This window comes from Achromobacter sp. EB05 (assembly GCF_044232075.1).
GTDB classification, from domain to species: Bacteria; Pseudomonadota; Gammaproteobacteria; order Burkholderiales; family Burkholderiaceae_B; genus Achromobacter; species Achromobacter dolens.
The window spans coordinates 4,686,247-4,707,943 of the sequence record NZ_CP155917.1 but is presented as its reverse complement, the minus strand read 5'-3'; the positions used below and the strand labels follow the sequence as shown (position 1 = coordinate 4,707,943).

At 63.5% G+C, this 21,697-nt stretch carries 17 protein-coding genes, 2 tRNA genes and 4 rRNA genes; 11 read left to right on the top strand and 12 right to left on the bottom strand.

The genetic code is table 11. From position 1 onward, the window contains the following. Positions 1-172: 172 nt before the first annotated feature. From AAID08_RS21440 to rrf (AAID08_RS21410), 7 genes are all read left to right on the top strand, one after another. Complete coding sequence (locus tag AAID08_RS21440; RefSeq protein WP_254603892.1) at positions 173-541, top strand: hypothetical protein; 369 nt, start codon at positions 173-175, stop codon at positions 539-541. Positions 542-1,903: 1,362 nt separating this feature from the next. Beyond that, positions 1,904-3,434 (top strand): 16S ribosomal RNA (locus AAID08_RS21435). A 130-nt stretch (positions 3,435-3,564) separates the two neighbouring features. Beyond that, a tRNA-Ile gene (locus AAID08_RS21430) sits at positions 3,565-3,641 on the top strand. A gap of 30 nt (positions 3,642-3,671) precedes the next feature. Further along, positions 3,672-3,747 (top strand) — tRNA-Ala (locus tag AAID08_RS21425). Between the two features lie 296 nt (positions 3,748-4,043). Beyond that, a 23S ribosomal RNA gene (locus AAID08_RS21420) occupies positions 4,044-6,924 on the top strand. Positions 6,925-7,124: 200 nt separating this feature from the next. Further along, positions 7,125-7,237: ribosomal RNA gene (gene rrf, locus AAID08_RS21415) — 5S ribosomal RNA — on the top strand. 178 nt (positions 7,238-7,415) lie between these two features. Continuing rightward, a 5S ribosomal RNA gene (rrf, locus tag AAID08_RS21410) occupies positions 7,416-7,528 on the top strand. Together the 16S, 23S and 5S rRNA genes with 2 tRNA genes alongside form the textbook arrangement of a ribosomal RNA operon. Positions 7,529-7,686: 158 nt before the next feature. On the opposite strand, the gene AAID08_RS21405 is transcribed toward rrf (AAID08_RS21410), so the two are convergent. Together AAID08_RS21405 and AAID08_RS21400 are read right to left on the bottom strand one after the other, a co-directional pair. Further along, on the bottom strand, positions 7,687-8,451 hold the full coding sequence (locus AAID08_RS21405) for an aldolase (RefSeq protein WP_175143963.1): 765 nt from the start codon (positions 8,449-8,451) through the stop codon (positions 7,687-7,689). Between the two features lie 27 nt (positions 8,452-8,478). Then, positions 8,479-9,192 carry a haloacid dehalogenase type II gene (locus tag AAID08_RS21400; protein WP_372416849.1) on the bottom strand — a complete coding sequence of 238 codons (714 nt, stop codon included), beginning with the start codon at positions 9,190-9,192 and terminating at the stop codon, positions 8,479-8,481. Positions 9,193-9,335: 143 nt separating this feature from the next. Between AAID08_RS21400 and AAID08_RS21395 the strand changes: the two genes are divergently transcribed. Beyond that, the gene (locus AAID08_RS21395) at positions 9,336-10,223 is read left to right on the top strand and encodes a LysR substrate-binding domain-containing protein (RefSeq protein ID WP_116793570.1); all 888 of its coding nucleotides are present in this window, start codon (positions 9,336-9,338) and stop codon (positions 10,221-10,223) included. Here the strand turns inward: AAID08_RS21395 and AAID08_RS21390 are convergent. From AAID08_RS21390 to AAID08_RS21380, 3 genes are all read right to left on the bottom strand, one after another. Beyond that, the gene (locus tag AAID08_RS21390) at positions 10,215-10,610 is read right to left on the bottom strand and encodes a YchJ family protein (RefSeq protein ID WP_054503276.1); all 396 of its coding nucleotides are present in this window, start codon (positions 10,608-10,610) and stop codon (positions 10,215-10,217) included. The genes AAID08_RS21395 and AAID08_RS21390 overlap by 9 nt on opposite strands. An 8-nt stretch (positions 10,611-10,618) precedes the next feature. Then, a complete protein-coding gene (locus tag AAID08_RS21385) occupies positions 10,619-10,891 on the bottom strand; it encodes a GNAT family N-acetyltransferase (protein ID WP_054503275.1) in 273 nt (90 codons plus the stop codon). 84 nt (positions 10,892-10,975) lie between these two features. Continuing rightward, a complete protein-coding gene (locus tag AAID08_RS21380) occupies positions 10,976-11,920 on the bottom strand; it encodes a 3-hydroxyacyl-CoA dehydrogenase NAD-binding domain-containing protein (RefSeq protein ID WP_054503274.1) in 945 nt (314 codons plus the stop codon). Positions 11,921-12,108: 188 nt separating this feature from the next. Here AAID08_RS21380 and AAID08_RS21375 point away from each other — a divergent pair, with 188 nt between their 5' ends. Further along, positions 12,109-12,741 (top strand): hypothetical protein, encoded by a 633-nt coding sequence (locus AAID08_RS21375; RefSeq protein ID WP_175166544.1) that lies wholly within the window; start codon positions 12,109-12,111, stop codon positions 12,739-12,741. A 13-nt stretch (positions 12,742-12,754) separates the two neighbouring features. Here the strand turns inward: AAID08_RS21375 and AAID08_RS21370 are convergent, their stop codons facing one another. Next, positions 12,755-14,167, bottom strand: a complete 1,413-nt coding sequence (locus AAID08_RS21370; RefSeq protein ID WP_144654571.1) for an MFS transporter — start codon at positions 14,165-14,167, stop codon at positions 12,755-12,757. Between the two features lie 146 nt (positions 14,168-14,313). On the opposite strand from AAID08_RS21370, the gene AAID08_RS21365 reads away from it, so the two are divergent. Both AAID08_RS21365 and AAID08_RS21360 read left to right on the top strand, forming a co-directional pair. Continuing rightward, a complete protein-coding gene (locus AAID08_RS21365; protein WP_064523410.1) occupies positions 14,314-15,180 on the top strand; it encodes a LysR family transcriptional regulator in 867 nt (288 codons plus the stop codon). A 116-nt stretch (positions 15,181-15,296) separates the two neighbouring features. Beyond that, a complete protein-coding gene (locus AAID08_RS21360) occupies positions 15,297-16,700 on the top strand; it encodes an amidase family protein (protein ID WP_054503271.1) in 1,404 nt (467 codons plus the stop codon). Positions 16,701-16,779: 79 nt separating this feature from the next. Here the strand turns inward: AAID08_RS21360 and AAID08_RS21355 are convergent, their stop codons facing one another. The 6 genes from AAID08_RS21355 to lptE all read right to left on the bottom strand — a co-directional run bounded on the left by AAID08_RS21355 (position 16,780) and on the right by lptE (position 21,687). Next, a complete protein-coding gene (locus AAID08_RS21355) occupies positions 16,780-17,301 on the bottom strand; it encodes a GNAT family N-acetyltransferase (RefSeq protein WP_054503270.1) in 522 nt (173 codons plus the stop codon). Between the two features lie 55 nt (positions 17,302-17,356). After that, on the bottom strand, positions 17,357-18,151 hold the full coding sequence (locus AAID08_RS21350; RefSeq protein ID WP_175143967.1) for a 2-keto-4-pentenoate hydratase: 795 nt from the start codon (positions 18,149-18,151) through the stop codon (positions 17,357-17,359). Positions 18,152-18,156: 5 nt separating this feature from the next. Continuing rightward, a complete protein-coding gene (locus AAID08_RS21345) occupies positions 18,157-18,537 on the bottom strand; it encodes a hypothetical protein (RefSeq protein ID WP_175143968.1) in 381 nt (126 codons plus the stop codon). Between the two features lie 56 nt (positions 18,538-18,593). Continuing rightward, positions 18,594-19,874, bottom strand: a complete 1,281-nt coding sequence (locus AAID08_RS21340) for a glutamate-5-semialdehyde dehydrogenase (protein WP_061073719.1) — start codon at positions 19,872-19,874, stop codon at positions 18,594-18,596. Between the two features lie 88 nt (positions 19,875-19,962). Next, positions 19,963-21,021: a DNA polymerase III subunit delta gene (gene holA / locus AAID08_RS21335; RefSeq protein ID WP_395756889.1), complete on the bottom strand. Its 1,059-nt coding sequence runs from the start codon at positions 21,019-21,021 to the stop codon at positions 19,963-19,965. A 3-nt stretch (positions 21,022-21,024) separates the two neighbouring features. Next, positions 21,025-21,687, bottom strand: coding sequence for an LPS assembly lipoprotein LptE (lptE, locus tag AAID08_RS21330; protein ID WP_175143969.1), 663 nt, complete (start codon positions 21,685-21,687; stop codon positions 21,025-21,027). Positions 21,688-21,697: the final 10 nt, after the last annotated feature.

The window sequence follows — 21,697 nt, the reverse complement described above, 5'->3', positions numbered from 1 at the left end:
CGGGACGCCAGGGAGTTTCACGGGCACTCCGTCCAGGAAGGCGAGTCCGCCCCACGGAGGGAATGATTCGATTGGTTAGCTTAGCTGACCGTCCTGGGTAAAACAATTCGATTTTCAGCGCCGGTTTGGGCGAATACGCTTACCAAAACGGACTGAATCGAGGAGCCAAGCCATGTCCGCCCAAACCTGCATCCAGACCTCTCCCGCTTTCGGCGCCGCTTGCCCGGCGCCTACGCGGACTCACGCGCCCGAGATCACGCCGTCCGTGGCGCCGGCTATCCCGGTTCCCCAACCGGTGGCGCGCAACCTGCAACCCCCCGTCGCCGCCCTCAACGGCGCGACCGCGCCGTCGAGCGGCTTCATTGCCCGCCTCTGGCACGCCTATCGCGCACGGCGCGCCGACCGGATCCTGCGCAATCTCGCGGACGAGATGGACGTCCACATGCTGAAGGACGTGGGCGCGCCGGAATGGCTGGTGAATCAGGCCACGGTTGAGCAATCGCTCAAGCGGATCACGCGCATCGACAGCCTGCGCTGGTGATGTGGACGCCTGGCCGGGAAGGGGGCGATGAGACCATCAGCCCCGATTCCCGGCCTTATATCTATATAGAGAGGCGGTCCCCATGGCGGATGGCCGCCGCCAAGAGATGAAGCATGAGTGAGACACCCACAAAGAGCGCGCAGGTGTCTTCGAAGGGAGCGAGACGTCTGTCTCCGGGCGCCATTGCCCCGCCCCAGCCATCTGAACGTATCGCGCCCTTCCCTATATAGAGAGAAGAGAGCTTTCTCTAGAGAGGAGATAGCTCTCTCCATATATAGAGGAAGGCGAGGGGGGAGCCGTTCCCCTCCAGGCTGCCGTGGCCGGCAACCCTTTCGCATTCTCGTAGGAGAGGGAGGGGATCAGGGCCATACCCCTTCGCCACGGGGGATCCCCGGGCCTTGCCGCGTGGAAATCATCATCTTTCTGCAAAATGGCTGTCATGCCGGCGTGACAGCCCAAAATTCTGTGCTATAGTCTCGCTCCTTCGCAGTTCACGCAGTCTTGTGAGCCGCGAAGCCAGGCAAGTGCAACGGATTTGACGCCACGGCGACGAATCTGCCGCAGGGCAGCAAGGTGGTGAGTCAGCGATGATTCTCTCGAACCGGCGGTCAGCGAATTTTGCGTAAGTCGGTGCAAATCAGGCAGAAGCCAGTTGCACGATCTGCAAAAATTGTGCTATAGTCTTGGGCTTGGCTGGTGGCGGCGAATCAGGGTTTACCCGATAGGGTGGTCTGAGCAGCGTTGCAAGCCGACTGGGCGGTAACCAACCTCTGGAGCGATCTGGAGCTGCTGCGAAGTGAAGTGATTCACAAAGCGGCGGGGTTGCAAGATAGGATGCAAATTAGGCAAAAGCCGGTTGCATAATCTGCAAAAGTTGTGTTATAGTTTCAGGCTTGGCAGTTACCGAAAACTTAGGGTTAACCCTGATATTTCGATAGCTGCTAAAGAGAAAGCCGGGTGCGAACCTGGTGAGACCTGAAGAGGTCGTAGGCAAGGCAGCGAAGTGAAGCAAGCAACGCTGACTTGACAAACGATAAAAACTTCTTCATAATCTCGTTTCTCTGCTGCTGACACAGCGATCGACGCGAAAGCGAAATCGCCGAAGAAAGCAGAAGATGCAGTAAGTAGTACAGAATTTGGCAGTACCGCTCTTTAACAATTAAACAACCGATAAGTGTGGGCGCTTGATGCGAGTGCACAGTGGCTGGTTTTTAAAACCCGTCACAAGCACAATGAAATCAAGTGCTCACTAGAAGTGAAGTACCTTAGATGTCAAGTCTAAGCACATACCTCACTTCCTTTGAGTAGCGACGTATGACTCGGTTCTTCGGAACTAAGAAATACGAAACAAATACAGAGATTAAACTGAAGAGTTTGATCCTGGCTCAGATTGAACGCTAGCGGGATGCCTTACACATGCAAGTCGAACGGCAGCACGGACTTCGGTCTGGTGGCGAGTGGCGAACGGGTGAGTAATGTATCGGAACGTGCCCAGTAGCGGGGGATAACTACGCGAAAGCGTAGCTAATACCGCATACGCCCTACGGGGGAAAGCAGGGGATCGCAAGACCTTGCACTATTGGAGCGGCCGATATCGGATTAGCTAGTTGGTGGGGTAACGGCTCACCAAGGCGACGATCCGTAGCTGGTTTGAGAGGACGACCAGCCACACTGGGACTGAGACACGGCCCAGACTCCTACGGGAGGCAGCAGTGGGGAATTTTGGACAATGGGGGAAACCCTGATCCAGCCATCCCGCGTGTGCGATGAAGGCCTTCGGGTTGTAAAGCACTTTTGGCAGGAAAGAAACGTCGTGGGTTAATACCCCGCGAAACTGACGGTACCTGCAGAATAAGCACCGGCTAACTACGTGCCAGCAGCCGCGGTAATACGTAGGGTGCAAGCGTTAATCGGAATTACTGGGCGTAAAGCGTGCGCAGGCGGTTCGGAAAGAAAGATGTGAAATCCCAGAGCTTAACTTTGGAACTGCATTTTTAACTACCGGGCTAGAGTGTGTCAGAGGGAGGTGGAATTCCGCGTGTAGCAGTGAAATGCGTAGATATGCGGAGGAACACCGATGGCGAAGGCAGCCTCCTGGGATAACACTGACGCTCATGCACGAAAGCGTGGGGAGCAAACAGGATTAGATACCCTGGTAGTCCACGCCCTAAACGATGTCAACTAGCTGTTGGGGCCTTCGGGCCTTGGTAGCGCAGCTAACGCGTGAAGTTGACCGCCTGGGGAGTACGGTCGCAAGATTAAAACTCAAAGGAATTGACGGGGACCCGCACAAGCGGTGGATGATGTGGATTAATTCGATGCAACGCGAAAAACCTTACCTACCCTTGACATGTCTGGAATGCCGAAGAGATTTGGCAGTGCTCGCAAGAGAACCGGAACACAGGTGCTGCATGGCTGTCGTCAGCTCGTGTCGTGAGATGTTGGGTTAAGTCCCGCAACGAGCGCAACCCTTGTCATTAGTTGCTACGAAAGGGCACTCTAATGAGACTGCCGGTGACAAACCGGAGGAAGGTGGGGATGACGTCAAGTCCTCATGGCCCTTATGGGTAGGGCTTCACACGTCATACAATGGTCGGGACAGAGGGTCGCCAACCCGCGAGGGGGAGCCAATCCCAGAAACCCGATCGTAGTCCGGATCGCAGTCTGCAACTCGACTGCGTGAAGTCGGAATCGCTAGTAATCGCGGATCAGCATGTCGCGGTGAATACGTTCCCGGGTCTTGTACACACCGCCCGTCACACCATGGGAGTGGGTTTTACCAGAAGTAGTTAGCCTAACCGCAAGGGGGGCGATTACCACGGTAGGATTCATGACTGGGGTGAAGTCGTAACAAGGTAGCCGTATCGGAAGGTGCGGCTGGATCACCTCCTTTCAGAGCTTAGTGCTCGTGTTAAGCGTCCACTCTTATCGGTTGTTTGATATAGCTGGGATCGGTTGTGGGCTTGGGTAGAGGGACTCCTCCCTGTGTCCATGACTTCTGACTACTGATCCGAGAAGGTTTTGGGTCTGTAGCTCAGTCGGTTAGAGCACCGTCTTGATAAGGCGGGGGTCGTTGGTTCGAATCCAACCAGACCCACCAAGTATTCGCAGGTAGAGATGCCGTGAATATGGGGGTGTAGCTCAGCTGGGAGAGCGCCTGCTTTGCAAGCAGGATGTCATCGGTTCGATCCCGTTCACCTCCACCAAGACCTGTGCCTGGTGGGATGTAGAGGCTAACTCATAGCGTCGTGCGGATAATATCTGCCCGGTCTTATGAGTTGGGTTTTACTCAACAGCTATATTCGTTCTTTAACAATCTGGAAGAAGCACAACGAAATGTGCTCATCGAGTAATCAGCTTGCTGATGAAGATGGGTACGGGTTGTGATTGCATTAATTTTGTTCCAAGTTCTCAAGACTGGGGTGAATAACCTCAGACTGCTTTGAAACTTATGAACGGCACAAACGCTAATACTCAGGTCCTATAGCCTACAGCGTTATAGGATCAAGCGACTAAGTGCATATGGTGGATGCCTTGGCGATCACAGGCGATGAAGGACGTAGTAGCCTGCGAAAAGCTGCGGGGAGCTGGCAAACAAGCTTTGATCCGCAGATATCCGAATGGGGAAACCCACTCCGCAAGGAGTATCCCTGACTGAATACATAGGTCAGTGGAAGCGAACCGGGTGAACTGAAACATCTCAGTAGCTCGAGGAAAAGAAATCAACCGAGATTCCGAAAGTAGTGGCGAGCGAAATCGGAAGAGCCTTCACGTTTTAGCATGCAAGATAGTCGAACGGAATGGAAAGTCCGGCCGTAGCAGGTGATAGCCCTGTAGACGAAATTTTGTGTGTGGAACTAAGCGTGAGAAAAGTAGGGCGGGACACGTGAAATCCTGTTTGAAGATGGGGGGACCATCCTCCAAGGCTAAATACTCGTGATCGACCGATAGTGAACCAGTACCGTGAGGGAAAGGCGAAAAGAACCCCGGAAGGGGAGTGAAATAGATCCTGAAACCGTATGCATACAAACAGTAGGAGCCTCCTTGTGGGGTGACTGCGTACCTTTTGTATAATGGGTCAGCGACTTACATTCAGTGGCAAGGTTAACCGAATAGGGAAGCCGTAGCGAAAGCGAGTCCGAATAGGGCGATTCAGTCGCTGGGTGTAGACCCGAAACCAGATGATCTATCCATGGCCAGGTTGAAGGCACGGTAACACGTGCTGGAGGACCGAACCCACTAATGTTGAAAAATTAGGGGATGAGCTGTGGATAGGGGTGAAAGGCTAAACAAATCTGGAAATAGCTGGTTCTCTCCGAAAACTATTTAGGTAGTGCCTCAAGTATTACTGCGGGGGGTAGAGCACTGTTATAGCTAGGGGGTCATGGCGACTTACCAAACTATGGCAAACTCCGAATACCCGCAAGTACAGCTTGGGAGACAGAGCACCGGGTGCTAACGTCCGGACTCAAGAGGGAAACAACCCAGACCGCCAGCTAAGGTCCCAAATTATCGCTAAGTGGGAAACGAAGTGGGAAGGCATAGACAGTCAGGAGGTTGGCTTAGAAGCAGCCATCCTTTAAAGAAAGCGTAATAGCTCACTGATCGAGTCGTCCTGCGCGGAAGATGTAACGGGGCTAAGCGATAAACCGAAGCTGCGGGTGTGCACTTTGTGCACGCGGTAGGAGAGCGTTCTGTAAGCCTGCGAAGGTGGCTTGTAAAGGCTGCTGGAGGTATCAGAAGTGCGAATGCTGACATGAGTAGCGATAAAGGGGGTGAAAAGCCCCCTCGCCGTAAGTCCAAGGTTTCCTGCGCAACGTTCATCGGCGCAGGGTGAGTCGGCCCCTAAGGCGAGGCAGAGATGCGTAGCTGATGGGAAGCTGGTTAATATTCCAGCACCATCGTACAGTGCGATGGGGGGACGGATCGCGGAAGATCATCAGGGTGTTGGATGTCCCTGTTGACGTATCGAAGATGGCGCTTAGGCAAATCCGGGCGCGTAAATCAAGGGTACGGCACGAGCGAGCATTGCTTGCGAAGTGATTGGAAGTGGTTCCAAGAAAAGCCTCTAAGCTTCAGCTGTACGAGACCGTACCGCAAACCGACACAGGTGGACGGGATGAATATTCCAAGGCGCTTGAGAGAACTCAGGAGAAGGAACTCGGCAAATTGATACCGTAACTTCGGGAGAAGGTATACCCCGGTAGTGTGAAGCGCCTGCGCGCTTAGCATGATGGGGTCGCAGAGAATCGGTGGCTGCGACTGTTTATTAAAAACACAGCACTCTGCAAAGACGAAAGTCGACGTATAGGGTGTGACGCCTGCCCGGTGCCGGAAGGTTAAGTGATGGGGTGCAAGCTCTTGATCGAAGCCCCGGTAAACGGCGGCCGTAACTATAACGGTCCTAAGGTAGCGAAATTCCTTGTCGGGTAAGTTCCGACCTGCACGAATGGCGTAACGATGGCCACACTGTCTCCTCCTGAGACTCAGCGAAGTTGAAGTGTTTGTGATGATGCAATCTACCCGCGGCTAGACGGAAAGACCCCATGAACCTTTACTGTAGCTTTGCATTGGACTGTGAACCGGCCTGTGTAGGATAGGTGGGAGGCTTTGAAGCGTGGTCGCTAGATCACGTGGAGCCATCCTTGAAATACCACCCTGGTTTGTTTGCGGTTCTAACCTTGGTCCGTTATCCGGATCGGGGACAGTGCATGGTGGGCAGTTTGACTGGGGCGGTCTCCTCCCAAAGTGTAACGGAGGAGTTCGAAGGTACGCTAGGTACGGTCGGAAATCGTGCTGATAGTGCAATGGCATAAGCGTGCTTGACTGTGAGACTGACAAGTCGAACAGGTGCGAAAGCAGGACATAGTGATCCGGTGGTTCTGAATGGAAGGGCCATCGCTCAACGGATAAAAGGTACTCTGGGGATAACAGGCTGATACCGCCCAAGAGTTCATATCGACGGCGGTGTTTGGCACCTCGATGTCGGCTCATCTCATCCTGGGGCTGTAGCCGGTCCCAAGGGTATGGCTGTTCGCCATTTAAAGAGGTACGTGAGCTGGGTTTAAAACGTCGTGAGACAGTTTGGTCCCTATCTGCCGTGGGCGTTGGATACTTGACGGAGCCTGCTCCTAGTACGAGAGGACCGGAGTGGACGTACCTCTGGTGTACCGGTTGTCATGCCAATGGCATTGCCGGGTAGCTAAGTACGGAAGAGATAACCGCTGAAGGCATCTAAGCGGGAAACTCGTCTGAAGATTAGGTATCCCGGGGACTTGATCCCCCTGAAGAGTCGTTCGAGACCAGGACGTTGATAGGTCGGGTGTGGAAGCGCAGTAATGCGTTAAGCTAACCGATACTAATTGCTCGTGAGGCTTGATCCTATAACACTGATGGTTATGACCTGGTGGTATAGTGTTCCAAGTGTCGTTCAATACAAAATCTGGCTGCCCCGTCAGCAGCCAGCCAACACCAATTACACCCACTGTGCGTTGATCATCGAGTCATACTCTGATCACCACACGTTGCGCTTCTTCCAAGATTGGAGCGGTTGTCGTCAAAGACAATCTCTCAACCAGTTACGCCTGACGACCATAGCAAGGTGGTACCACTCCTTCCCATCCCGAACAGGACAGTGAAACGCCTTTGCGCCGATGATAGTGGACGGACGTCTGTGAAAGTAGGTCATCGTCAGGCTTTTATTGCTCAAAACCCCGCAGGCTAACGCCTGTGGGGTTTTGTCTTTGTATGAAAGGCCCGCTTTTGCGCGTGGCACGATCATTGAGCCTGGCTCTGATCGTGGCCAGCCATGCGGTCCATGCAGTGCACAGGATTGGAGCGTTCGCCCTCGTAGCGGAATGCTCGGCAGGTCAAGCCTGATACCCATAGCAAGGTGGTACCACTCCTTCCCATCCCGAACAGGACAGTGAAACGCCTTCGCGCCGATGATAGTGGACGGACGTCTGTGAAAGTAGGTCAGTATCAGGCAGTTATTCGAAAAGAAAACCCCGCAGGCTAGCGCCTGCGGGGTTTTTTGTTTTATCCGGGGTTACAGCGCCTTGGTGCAACGCGTGGATGCAGATCTTGGCAGCGACGTCATCGCGGGTGGAGCATCTGCGTCAGGCCGCTGGCGGCGCATGCAGACATCAACTGGCCTGGCGTTGTGCGGTATCGGGCAGTTGGCGCCGCAGTGCGGCGAAGAACAATTCCGACTGCAGGCGTTCGCTCTGGATCTGCTCAGCGACCTTGGCGGCGATTTTCGGATCCACCGGTGCCATTGGTCGGCCAGTGGATTGCGCCAGCACCTGGGCGGTACAGGCGCGCTCGAGGAAGAACAGGTCATCGTAGGCGTAGTCGAGGCGCTCGCCGCAGACCACCACGCCGTGATTGCCGAGAAATGCGATGTCGGCGCCTTGCATGGCGTGAGCGATGCGTTCGCCTTCGCTGGCATCCAGGGCCAGCCCGTTGTATTCCGCATCGACGGCGATGCGGCCGTGAAAGCGCATGGCATTCTGTGACAGCGTGGTATCCAGCGTCCGATCGACCGTCAGCGTCAGGGCCGTGGCGTATGGCATGTGGGTGTGCAGCACACAGGCCTTGCCGGCGACGCGGTGGATCGCGGCGTGAATGAACATGGCCGTCGGCTCGACTTCATGGCGTCCGGCGAGCTTCTGGCCCTGGGCGTCGACCAGCACGATGTCGTCTGCCTGGACCTCGTTCCACATCAGGCCGCGGGGATTCAGCAGGAAATGATCGCTGTCGCCGGGCAGCGCCACGCTGAAGTGGTTGCAGACGCCTTCGCCGAGGCCGTGCGCGGCGGCCGCGCGCAGGGCCAGGGCCAGGTCGGCGCGCAGGGCGGCAACACGATCGGCGTGGAAGAGCGCATCCGCGAAGTGGGGATCTTTGTTCATGGGCAACCCGAGGTCAGAGGTCAGCGTTCAGATCCAGCCAGCCTGCTGGAACAGGCCGGGGACTTTGTCCAAACTCGATACAGTAGCGTCGGGGCGATAGTCCGGCAAGGGCTGGCGGCCGGTGCCGCGGTCGATCCAGACGCAACGGAAGCCGATGTCGCGGGCGGCGGCGTGGTCCAGATGCGGACTGGCGCAGATGTGCACGACCTCGTCGGGCGTGATGCCCAAGCTGTCGTGGGCGTGGGCGAAGATGCGCCGTGACGGCTTGTAGGCGCCGGCCTGCTCGGCCGTGATGACGCGGTCGATGTGGCCGCCCAACTGCGCCACGTTGCCCGCGATGATGGCGTCGTCGGTGTTGGAGATGATGCAAAGGCGGAATCCGGCGCGCTTGAGGGCGGCCAGGGTATCGACCACTTCCGGAAATGGCGGCATCGCCGAAATACTGCCGGTCAGCAGCTCGGCGTCCTGCGGCCGGTAGTCCAAGTCGAGGTCGCGCATGGTAAGCCGCAACGACTCGCGGGTGACGTCGACAAAGCGCATATGGGGCGGCGTCCGTTCCAGCCGGTGTTCATGCTCGTCGTAGACGCGCAGGAATTGTGCGGGTGTCGGCATATGCTGACGCGCTTCGTCCCCTGCCAGGATACGGGCGACCGCGGTTTGCAGGCCTTCGTCCCATTGGATCAGCGTGCCGTAGCAGTCGAAAGTGAGCCATTGCGGGCGTGGGAGGTGGTCCAGGGGCATGGGATTCCTTGTCGGAAGTCGAGGGGGATGAAGCCAGCTTAGGGCTGAGCCGCCTGAGTCGTAAAATTAATAATTAAACTCCTCTTAGTGGAATAATAAATATCCACGTTCATACCACACAGTCACACAACCCAGGACACGCCATGCTTGATCTCGAACTGTTGAAGACTCTCGTCTGCGTGGTTGACGAGGGCAGCTTCACGCGCGCTGCCGGACGGGTGCATCGGACCCAGTCAACGGTGAGCCAGCAGGTGCGCAAACTGGAGCAGACGGTCGGCAAGACGCTCTTGCTGCGCGACCGGGCCGGCAACCAGGTGCAGGCCACCGAAGAGGGGGAGCTGATGCTGGCCTATGCGCGCAAGCTGCTGGCAATGGCGGACGAAGCCGAGTTGGTATTGTCGGCGCCGCGTCGGGTGCAGGTGATCCGCCTGGGCATTCCGGAGGATTTTGACGTGGCGCGCCTGACGACGCTGTTGGCCGGCTTCGCCGCCAGCCATCCGGATATCCGCCTGGAGACCGGCAGCGGCATGAGCACGGATCTCAAAGCGGGGCTGGCCGCGGGCGAATTGGACTTGGCGCTGATCAAGCGCGAACCGGGCGACGGGCCCTGCCTGGCGTCATGGCCCGAACGCCTGGCGTGGGTGGGAGACCGGGCGCTACTGAAGGGCTCGGAGCCGGTTCCGCTGGTGCTGTTTCCGCAAGGCTGCATCTATCGCAAGCGGATGATCTACGCGCTGGAAAGCGCCGGGCGGCCGTGGCGCGCGGCGTATCACAGCCAGAGTCTGGCAGGCGTGCAGGCGGCCGTGTCGGCGGGGCTGGGCATCTCGCTGCTGCCGGCGTTTGCCTGTCTGCCGGGGCATGGCCTGCTGGGACAGGCGCAAGGCCTGGCGCCGGCGCCGGCCACGGAGCTGGCGATCGTGGGGGATGCGCGAGGCGCGGCCCGCGAGGCCGTGGCAAGTCTGGTCGCGGTGCTCAAGCGGGCCGTCGGCGAGGACGGCGATACGCCGCGCCGCCGGCTGGCGTCAGCTTAGGTCGCCGTCCAGGTAGTACCAGCGTCCGCCTTCGCGCACGAAACGGCTGACCTCATGCATGCGGCTGGCGCGTCCGGCCAGGCGGCTGCGCGCGACGAATTCGACCGTGGCGTGATCGGCATCCTGTAAGCGCGCCTGCTTGACCGTCAGCCCCAGCCATTTCAGCCCGGGCGGATTGGGGTCGAGCGAAGCCGGCCGGGTGCTGGGATGCCAGGTGTCGAGCAGGTAGGCGAGCCTGTCCAGCACGAAGGCGCTGTAGCGCGAGCGCATCAGGTCTTGCGCGGTAGGGGCCTGCAAGGCCTGCGAGCCCTGGTGCCAGCGGCCGCAACAGGTGGCGTAGGGCTTGGCCGTGCCGCAGGGACAGGCAATCGGGTCTGGCGTGGTCACGATGGCAATCAGGCGAGCAGGTCGTTGTATTCGGGATGGCGGCGCATGTAGACATCGGCGTAGGAGCACTGCGGGCGCACCTTCCAGCCCTGCGCGCGGGCCGTCTCCAGCGCGACGCGGGTCAGTTCGGCGGCGATGCCGCGGCCGCCGACCTGGCCGGGCACGCCGGTGTGCGTAATGGTCATCACGCCGTCGCGCAGATGGTAGTCGAGCACGCACAGCACGCCGTCGACGGTGGCGGTGTAGCGCGAGTGCTCGGTATCGTGGATGACGGAAACCATGGGGGCATTCCTGCGTGAATGAGTGGGGAGAGCCTGCGCGGCAGGCTATCGACATAGGATACCAGTGGCGGCAGGCGCTTCTGGTCAGCGCTGCAGGATCTTCAGCAGCGCCGTCAGTTGCGCGTCGCGTGTCTCGACCAGGTCGGCGATGCCGCGCGCGCCCGCCTCGGCGTTGACGCCGTCGATCAGGCGGCGTTGCAGTTCGGGCGTGACCTCGGGCGAGCCGAGGTCGTCCCACCAGGTCTGCACCGGGCCCAGCAGGTGGTCCATGAAATGGGCCAGGCCGCCGGCGCCACCGCCCAGGTTGAAGGTCATGTGTGGCCCGAACAGGGCCCAGCGCAGGCCGGGGCCTTGCGATACGGCGGCGTCGATGTCGGCCACGCTGGCGACGTTGTCGGCGGCCAGGTGGATCGCTTCGCGCCAGAGAGCGGCCTGCAGGCGGTTGGCGATGTGGCCGGGGACCTCTTTGTTCAGGCGGATCGGGTATTTGCCCAACTGGCGGTAGAAGGCGATGCAGCGTTCGATGGTGGCCGCCGAGGTCTGCTTGCCGCCGACCACTTCCACCAGCGGGATCAGGTGCGGCGGATTGAACGGGTGGCCGATGACGAAGCGCGATGCATGCTGGCAACGCGATTGCAGCCGGGTCATGATGAGTCCGGACGAGCTGGAGGCGACGATGGCGTGGGGCGCGAGCAGCGCATCCATGCGCGCGAACAGGTCGGTCTTGAAGTCCTCGCGTTCGGGCGCGTTTTCCTGGACGAAATCGACGCCTTGCAGCGCGGCGGCCAGATCGGGCTCGAAGCGCAGGGCATCGGGCGTGGCGCCGGCGGCGACGCGTCCGAGTTCCGCGAGCACCGGCCAGGCAGCGGCGACGCGCGCGCGCGTCAGCGATTCGGCGTCGGCGGCGGGATCGCAGACCACGACGTCGAGCCCATGCGCGAGGAACAACGCGGCCCAGCTAGCGCCGATGGTGCCAGCGCCGACAATCGCAACGCGGCGGATGGCTGGATGGGGGGACGAGTCGGTCATGCGGCGCTCCGGAGGATGTCGATGGGAGGGCCCATTGTGAAGCAAAGCGGGCGGGGTTGCCACGCGCGGGGTCGGCGGGCAAGATAGCGAGGCCTTGCGTCATCGAGGCCGCTGCGCGGCCTGTTTTTCCGCATCGCGGCTCGGCGCGGGCTGGCCGCGCGTATCCTCACTGCTGATTGGAGAGCTTCATGGAGTCGTCCCGATCCGGCGAACGGCGAGCGGTGCCGTACTTCTGCCAATGGGAATCGGCGCATCGGGCGGGCGAGATCATCCGCAAGGAACTGCGCCTCGAGGATGACCCGGCGTGGCGCGCATCGGGCGCGCGTGACGTTGAGGAATATGCGCGCTGGACCAGCCATGTCTGTGGCATGGCCTGCCTGAAGATGGTGCTGGCCGCCGAGACTGGGCAGGTCCATCCGACGCTGGAACTGGCGCGCCGCAGCCTGCCTTATGGCGCCTATACAGAGAATTCCGAGGGGCACATCAAGGGAATGATCTATGCGCCGTTCGTGCGCTTCGTGGGCGAGCAATTCGGGCTGCGGGCGCAAGTGCGGGTGGACCTGCGCGCGGACGAATTGCCGGCGCTGCTGGGCGACGCGGCTTATTTCATGGCGTCGGTGCATCCGTGGATCCGCTGGCCGGACCGGGAGCCGCCGGCCAAGGGCGGGCACCTGGTGCTGGTGACGCGGGCCACGCCGGAGCATGTGACCTTCCACAATCCTTCCGGCGAGCCTGGCGCGCAGGCCGATGCTTGTGTGCCGATGGCGGCGTTCGATCGCGCGTTCGCCGGGCGTGGCGTCGCGATCCTGCGAGCGGCCTGAGGGCCTCGGGGGCTCAGGCGTTGCGCGCGCGGCGCAGATAGCGCCACACCAGCGCCGCGGCGCCGAGGTAGCCCGCCGCAATGATGGCGTAGGCGGCGGGCAGGCTGGCGTGCCAGTCGGGCAGCAGGTGCAGGACGGTGCCCATCAACGCCACGCCGACCAGCGCGCCCGATTGGCGGTTGGCGTTCAGCGCGGCCGCGGCGCTGTTGGCGTGGTGCTTGCCCGAGACCTGCATCACCACGCTGGTCATGGCGGGCACCGCGATGCCGACGCCGAGGTTGGCCAGCGCCACGATCACCGCGAATGGCCAATAGCGCATGTCGGGCGCGAAGCTGAACAGGCCGACCGCGCTCATTGCGGTGGCCAGGCAGATGCCGCCCAGCAACGCGGCCGAGACGTTCCAGCGCGCCGACAAGCGGCTCGACAGCAGATTGCCGATCGAAAACACGGCCAGCATCGGCACCAACTGGATGCCGGTCTGCAGCGCGTCTGCGCCGCGCGCATGCTGCAGGAACAGGCTGAGCAGGAATAGCTGGCCGTAGGCCGCGAGGTTGATCAGGAAGCCCACGCCGTTGGCGGCCGCGAATTGCGGGGTCTGGAACAGCGGACGCGGCAGGATCGGCTCGGCATGGCGCCGCTCGCGCCGCACCAGCGCCAGCGTGGCCGCCGCACACAAGGCGATCGCGCCCAGGATGGGCGCCGACGACCAGCCGTAGGCGTTGCCCTGTATCAGCGCGAAACACAGCGCGGACAGCGCCACCACGCCGAGCGCGTGGCTCAACGGGTTGAGCGCGCGCGGCCGGCGCGGCGCGGCCTGGATACGGCGCCGCGCCAGCCACAGGCCGGCCAGGCCCAGCGGCAGGTTGATCAGGAAGATGCCGCGCCAGCCGAATTGGTGGATCAGCACGCCCCCCAGCAGGGGGCCCGCGGCGCCGGCCACCGCCACGATGGCCGACCATGCGGCGAGCATGCGGTTGCGCACCTGCTCGTCTTCGTAGGCGTGGGCCAGCAGGCTGAGCGAGCTTGGCATGAACAGCGCCGCGCCCAATCCCTGCAGCATGCGGGCGGCGATCAGCAGGTCGCCGCCGGGCGCGATGCCGCAAAGCAGCGAGGCCAGCGTGAAGACGCCCAGCCCGGCCAGGTAGATGGTCTTGGCGCCATAGCGGTCGGCCAAGGCTCCAGCCACCAGCAGCAGCGCGGCGAAAGTCAGCGTGTAGCCGTCGACGATCCAGACCAGATCGGTGAGCGGCACGGTGAATTGCTGCGCGATGCTGGGCAGGGCGACGTTGACGACGGTGACGTCCAGCATCGCCATGACGAAGCCAATGGCCAGCGTGACGAGGGGCAGCAGGCCGGTGACGGCGGGACGCGGGACGGGATCCGCCGGGGCGGGCGGGAGGGGAGCGGTGGGGCAGGCGGTGCGCATGGCGGGGACTTCCGGGGACTATCCGAGGCGCACAGCTTAGGAGGTTTCCGTGATGCAAAAAATAGGAGAAACTGCTCTATAGTGATGCAAAATTGCATCGCATCGACGAGCTACGCTCTGATGGTTTCCTGAGGGCATTCGCGGCCATGGATTGGGACAACGCGCGCATTTTCCTGGCGATCTACCGCAACGGCACCCTGCGCGGCGCCGCCGCGCTGTTGCAGATTGACCAGGCCACGGCCGGCCGCCGGCTGGCGGCGTTGGAAACCTCGCTGGATGCCCGGCTGTTCCTGCGCACCCCGTCGGGCTACGTGCCGACCGCCGCAGGCGAGCAGGCCTTCGCCGCCGCCGAGCGCATGGAGCAGGCCGCCGACCAACTGCAGCGGCAGATGCAGGGGCTGGATCACCGGTTGTCGGGCGTGGTGCGGGTGGCGACGTCGGAGACGGTCGCCAGCTATTTCATCATGGAGGCGGTGCGCCGCCTGCATCGGCAGCATCCCGATATCCGCATCGCGCTGTCGACTTCAATTCAAATCAGCAACCTGACGCGGCGCGAGGCCGACCTGGCGATCCGCAACGTCAAGCCGGACAACCCCGATCTGATCCTCCGTCACCTGGCCCGCAGGGATGTCGGCTTGTTTGCATCGAAGTCGTATATCGCCGCGCGCGGCGAGCCACGGCAGGGCACGGCGTTTGCCGGCCACACGCTGGTCACCTATCAGCAATCGGTGCTGCCGGGATGGTCGGATACCTTTTGCGGCGAGCCGACGGGCAATGGCCATATCGCGATGGAAGTGAATTCGGGGCTGATGATCATCGAGGCGGTGGCGGCGGGACTGGGCATCGGCGAATTGCCGGTCCACATGGCGTCGAAATATCCCGACCTGGTGCGCATATGGCCGCATCGCAGCGAACCCTATGACCTGTGGCTGGTGATGCACGGCGACCTGAACCGCACGGCGCGGGTGCGGGCGGTGGCGGACGCCATCGTCGAGGTGTTTGAAGAGGACTGAGACGCGGGCCCTGGCGCAAACCGCAGCTTGTAGCGGCGGGCCGGCGGCGCTAAGGTTGACCGTCCGGCGGCGCTGGCGCGCCGGCTCTGTTCCATGACCTGAACGAGGAGTTCCGCGTGTCCGATCTTTGGCGTTTGTCCGCAGTTGAACTTGCCGCGCGTGTCCGCCGGCGCGAGGTATCCGCGGTCGAGGCCGCGCAAAGCGCGCTGGCGCGCCTGGATGCGGTGAATCCCCGCATCAACGCCGTGGTCGACCATCGCGCCGAAGACGCGCTGGCGCAGGCCGCCCGCGTCGACGCGGCGCTGGCGCGCGGCGAGGATCCCGGCGCGCTGGCGGGCGTGCCGGTGACGGTCAAGGTCAATGTGGACCAGGCGGGCTTTGCCACCACCAACGGCGTGACGCTGCAGAAGGACGTGATAGCCGCCGTCGACAATCCGGTGGTGGCCAACCTGCGCAAGGCCGGCGCGGTGATCGTCGGGCGCACCAACACGCCTGCGTTTTCGTTGCGTTGGTTCACCGGCAATCTGCTGCACGGCGATACGTTGAACCCGCGCAATCCGGCGTTGACGCCCGGTGGATCCTCCGGCGGCGCGGCGTCGGCCGTGGCGGCCGGCATTGGCCATCTGGCGCACGGCACCGACATCGCCGGTTCCATCCGCTATCCCGCCTATGCTTGCGGCGTGCACGGTCTGCGGCCGTCGCTGGGCCGTGTGCCGGCCTACAACGCGTCCCTGCCCGAGCGCACCATCGGCGGGCAGATCACGGCGGTGTCGGGGCCGCTGGGCCGCAGCATCGCCGACTTGCGGCTGGGCCTGGCGGCGATGGCCGCGCCCGATCCGCGCGATCCTTGGTGGGTGCCGGCGCCATTGGAAGGTCCGGCCGCGCCGCGCCGCGCGGCGCTGTGCCTGAACCCGGATGGCATGCAGACCGAGCCCGCGGTGGTCAAGGCCCTGCAGGATGCCGCCCGACGCCTGAGCGAGGCCGGCTGGTCGGTGGATACGGTCGACACCCTGCCGCCATTGCGCGAAGCCGCCGACCTGCAGATCCGCATGTGGATGGCCGACGGCTACGAGGGCATGGTCGAGGCCGCGCGTAAAGAGGGCGACCGCGGCGCGCTGGCGGCGCTGGAAGGCCAGCGCGAGCACGTCGCCGGCATGGACCTGGCGAAATTCTCGGCGGTGCTGACGCGCCGCGCCACGCTGACGCGCCTGTGGGAGCTGTTCCTGGCCGACTATCCGGTGCTGCTGCTGCCGGTGTCGGCGGAACTGCCGTTCGAGGACAACCTGGACTTGCAGGGCGAGGCCGCCTACCGCCGCGTGTGGCGCGCGCAGATGACCCAGATCGGGCTGCCCTTCATGGGCCTGCCGGGGCTGACGGTGGCAATGGGCAGCGCGGGCGGCAGCCCCGTCGGCGTGCAGGTCGTGGCCGGACGTTATCGTGAAGACCTCTGCCTGGCGGCCGGCGAGGTGATCGAAGCGGCCGGGCCCGCGGTCGAGATCGCGGAGCCGGTCGCGCGCTAGGCGCGGCGCGGTCCGATGCCCGGCTGGCTGAAGGGCCGGATCGTGAACGGAATCACGGTCCGGGCCGCGCAGCGGCAAGTCACCCCGCGTTCGGCCGCCATTCGGCCCGCAGCAGTCCCATCATGCCGGTATCCCAGCGCGCCTCGCCGGCACGGGTGGACGACCGGCGCACGCCTTCGAGCGTGAAGCCCAGCGCCTCGTAGGTGCGGATCGCGGGCGTATTGAACATGTAGACGTTCAGCTCCAGGCGCTCGATGCCGGGCGTGCGGAAGGCCTCGTCGATCATCAGCGCCACCATCGGCCGCGCCAGGCCCTGACCGCGCGCGTCGGGTGCGATGGCGACACGGCCCAGGCGGGCATTGCCGTCGCGCCATTCGTAGGCCAGTTGGGCGTGGCCCACTGGCGCGCCGTCGCGGCAGGCCATCCAGCAGCGCCGCGAGGGCGGTTGCGACAGGCCCTCGCGCAGCATGGCGTCCATGTCGGCCGCGGTCAGCGGATACGACACATGCGAACCGCCCCATTGCACGACCTCGGGCAGGCTGTTGAACCAGCTGGCGAGCAGCGGATAGTCCGGGGTCGAGAAGGGGCGCAGGGTGAGCATGGAAAGGGCCGCGGCAGTGAACGGCCCCCAGCTTAACCGGCGCGGCTGCGACGTTTCAAGGCGCCTTTGCGCTGTGGCTGAAGCGCACTTTGAGGACGCCGAGATCGCCATAGGCGAGTTCGAGGTCGCGATCGGCCGGTACGTCCAGGAATCCGGCGTACGAGCCGGTGATGACATGCTGGCCCGCGGTCAGGCCCATGCCCTGCTCGCGCAGGAAATTGGCGAGCCAGTAAAGACCGGCCTTGGCGTGGCCGTTGGGATGGATGCCGGCATGTTGTTCGACCTCGGCGGCGTCGACCGACAGCGTGATAGCCATGCTGGCGGGGGCGGCGTCCGGCGAAGCGATGCGCGGTCCGAGCACCAGGCCGGCATTGAACATGTGGTCGGCCAGCAGCTCGGGCAGGCTGGCGTGCTCGGGCGCGGCGTAGCGGCAACCCAGCACTTCCAGCGCCAGCCGCGCGCCGCCGATGGCGGCGTCGATCTCGGCGTGGGTGTAGGGCTCGTCGCGCGCGGGCAGGTCATGCGCCAGCTCGAAGGCGATCTCGGGTTCGATGCGGACCACGGGCGTGGCCGTCGGCAGCGTGCCGGCCAGCGCCACGGTCGAGGCATAGATGGGCGCGACCACGGTCTTTTCGGGCGACGGCAGCGCGCTCTTCCAGGCGCCGATACCGTCGCGGCGCGTCTCGCGCAGCAGCCGAGCGGTGCATTGCTGGACGGCGAACGCCTGTCCCAGCGTCTGCGGGCGGCTGGCCGCGGGCAGACGCGGTCCGGCCACGCCGGAATCACGGGCCGCGATCAGCGTGCGGGCCGCGTCGACGCAGCCGGGATAGTCTTCGATCCGAATCTGCATGCGCGTCAGGCTCCCAGGAACAGCAGGGTCCACAGCACGATCATGGCGATAAGGCCGAGCCAGCACGAGCCCCAGAAACCGACGATCGGCCATTTGAGGGCCAGCGGCGTCTTCTTGGGATCGACGTGGCCCAGCAGGTCATTGGCGTTGCCGATGAGCCAGAAACGGGTGCCGGGGAACATCAGGCGGAAGAAATAATCCAGCATGATGGCGGCCTTGATCGCCAGCGGATAGCGCTCGAAGGGACGATGCTGCAGATAGGGGTGCTTGAGCGCGGCGTTGATCTGCCTGCTCTTGAAGAAGAACAGCACCAGGCCGCTCAGCGAACAGGTGATGAAGCACAGCACGAAAAGGCTGAAGGCCATGGCCATGGCGGGTGAATGCATGGAAATCCCGGTAAGGCGCGGTGTGGTCGCGAATAGAAGGTTGTAGGAAAAGGCGGTCAGCCGCGGGTCTGGCCTTCGCCGGTCAGCACCCATTTGAGCGTGGTCAGGCCTTCCAGGCCGACCGGGCCGCGGGCGTGCAGGCGGTTGGTGGAGATGCCGATTTCAGCGCCCAGGCCGTATTCGAAGCCGTCCGCGAAGCAGGTCGGCAGGTTGACGTAGACCGAGCTGGAGTCGACTTCGCGCTGGAAGCGCTGGGCCGATGACAGGTCTTCGGTGACGATCGCGTCGGTGTGGCCGGAGCCCCAGCGGGCAATATGCTCGATGGCGTCGTCGAGCGAGTCGACGATCCGGATCGCCAGGATCGGCCCGAGGTATTCGGTGCCCCAGTCTTCCTCGGTGGCCGGCTTGGCGTGCGGCAGCAGCGCCAGCGTGCGCGGGCAGCCGCGCAGTTCGACGCCGTGTTCGGTCAGCGCGGCCGCCAGGCGCGGCAGGATCGAGACGGCCGCGACGGCGTCGACCAGCAGCGTTTCCATGGCGCCGCAGATGCCGTAGCGGTAGGTCTTGGCGTTGAAGGCGATGGCGTGGGCCTTGTCGGGATCGGCGGCGGCGTCGATGTAGATGTGGCAGTTGCCGTCCAGATGCTTGATGAGCGGCACGCGGGCTTCCTGCGCCAGGCGCGCGATCAGTCCCTTGCCGCCGCGCGGCACGATGACGTCGATGTGCTCGGTCATGGTGATGAGCTTGCCGACCGCGGCGCGATCGGCCGTGGCGACGACCTGCACGGCGTCTTGCGGCAGGCCGGCGGCCGCCAGTCCCTGCTGGACGATGCGGCCCAGCGCCACGTTGGAATGCAGGGCCTCGCTGCCGCCGCGCAGGATGGCGGCGTTGCCGGACTTCAGGCAAAGCGCCGCGGCGTCGATGGTGACGTTGGGGCGCGATTCGTAAATGATGCCGATGACGCCGAGCGGCACGCGCATCTGCGCCACGCGCATGCCGTTGGGGCGCACGCTGGTGGCGGTGACGCTGCCGATCGGGTCGGGCAGGGCGGCGATCTGGCGCAGGCCCTCGGCCATGTGCGCCAGCGTCTTTTCCGAGAGGGTCAGGCGGTCGAGCAGGGCCGGCTCCAGGCCGTTGGCGCGCGCGGCGGCGACATCCTTGGCATTGGCGGCGAGCAGTTCGGCCTGGTTGGCGGCGAGCGCATCGGCCATGGCCAGCAGGGCCTGGTTCTTGGCGGCGCTGTTGGCGCGCATCATGGCGCGCGAAGCCCGGCGCGCATTGTCGCCAAGGGTCAGCATGGCTTGTTCGATGGAGGACGAGGACATGGCGGCGTCGATCATGGTGAGGGGGCGGCCAGGGCGCCGCGTGCGATTGGGATAGTTTATCCGGCCAGGGGCCGGGAGGATCAGGAGGCGGCCGGGGCCGCCTTCACGGTCGGTTGCCGGCAGCGGCGACGCGCAGGGCCAGGCGGGTCATTTCTTCCCAGGGGTCGGACAGCCGACCCGGGACGGACAGCCCCTTGATGAGGCGGTCCACTTCGTGCGCGTGTTGCACCGCGGCGGGCCAGACGTCGGGGCGGACCCGGCCCAGCGCCTGCAGCGCGAGGCGTTCGCGCGCGCCGAAAATGCGCAGGCGGCGCATCAGGCCGTTGGCGTCCTGGCCCAGGCTGCGGGCCTCGGCCACGCGCGCCAGCAGGCGGATTTCCTCGCCCACCGCCCATAGCACCAGCGGCAGGGCTTCGCCCTCGGCGCGCAGGCCGTCGATCATGCGGATGGTGCGGGCGATGTCGCCGGCCAGCATGGCATCGCGCAGGCCGAATACATCGTAGCGGGCGACGTTGAGCACGGCGCGCTCGACGTCTTCCGGCGCCAACTGTCCCTCGGGATAGAGCAGGCCCAGTTTCTGGATTTCCTGGTGCGCGGCCAGCAGGTTGCCTTCGACCTTGTCGGCCATCCATTGCAGGGTGGCGTTGTCGGTGCGCTGGTTCTGGCGCGCCAGGCGCTGGCCGACCCAGGCGGGGAGACGGCCGCGTTCGATGCTGGGGATGTCGACCGTCGTGCCGGCACGGCCCAGGGCCTGCATCCAGCGGCTTTCGCGGGTGGCCTTGTCCAGGCGCGGCAGCGCCACCAGGATGAGGGTATCCGGGTTGTCTGCCTGCTTTTCGGCCTGTTCGGCCAGGCGCGCCAAGGTATCGGCGCCGGACTTGCCGGGCTTGCCGGTGGGAATCTTGAGTTCGAGGATGCGGCGGTCGCCGAACAGCGACACGCTCTGGGTCGCGGCGATGACCGCGCTCCAGTCGCTGCGCGCGTCCATCACCATCGACAGGCGTTCGGTATAACCGGCGCCGCGCCCGGCGGCGCGCAGCGCATCCACTGCCTCGGTCACCAGGAGGGGCTCGTCACCGGACACCGTATACAGCGGGGCCAGGCGGCTGCCGGCCCGCTGCAGGTGATCGGCCAGGCGATCCGCGTCCAGGACTTGTGCCATCGGTCAGCGCGTGTAGGCAGGGTCGGTGGTGGACGGCGTCTGCCACGGGGTCGGCGTGCGGTGAGGCTGCGGTGCGGTGGGATCGTATAGCGGCGTCTCGCCGTCTTCCGCCCGCTGTTCGCGGTTTTCGAAGGCCTTGCGCACTTCAGGAGCCGTCATGCGGCGGAGCAAGCGCGAAACCAGATCACGCTGCATGGCGAGGTACAGTGTTTCGATCTGCCCTTGCTTGGCCTGGACGATCTGGTCGTCGTACGGCATTTCGCGGTAGATCGACAGGGTCGTGTCCGGGATCAGGGCGCGGCCCTTCGCATCGATCAGGCGGAAGGTGTAGTTGATGCCCAGTTCGTATTCCTCGACACGGCCCTGGGCGTTCAGCGACACCTCGCGCAAGGCGCGCGTGTTGGAGACCTCCTGCAGGATCGCCTGCGCGTCCTTGGGCGAGGTGACCAGCTTGGTGTCGGGCGAGGCCGCGCGCAGCGCGCGGCGCACGTCGGCGCCGAATTGGGTGTTGTCGGCAATGCCGACATACAACGTTTCGAACGGCAGCGGGGTGACCCCGCGCAGCGTGAAGCCGCAAGCCGAGATCAGCATGAACAGCGCCAGGCAGGCGCCGCGCAGCAGCCAGGATTGGCGGGGGGATTGCGTGTGTTGCCCGGCGAAGTACATGCTTGACCTC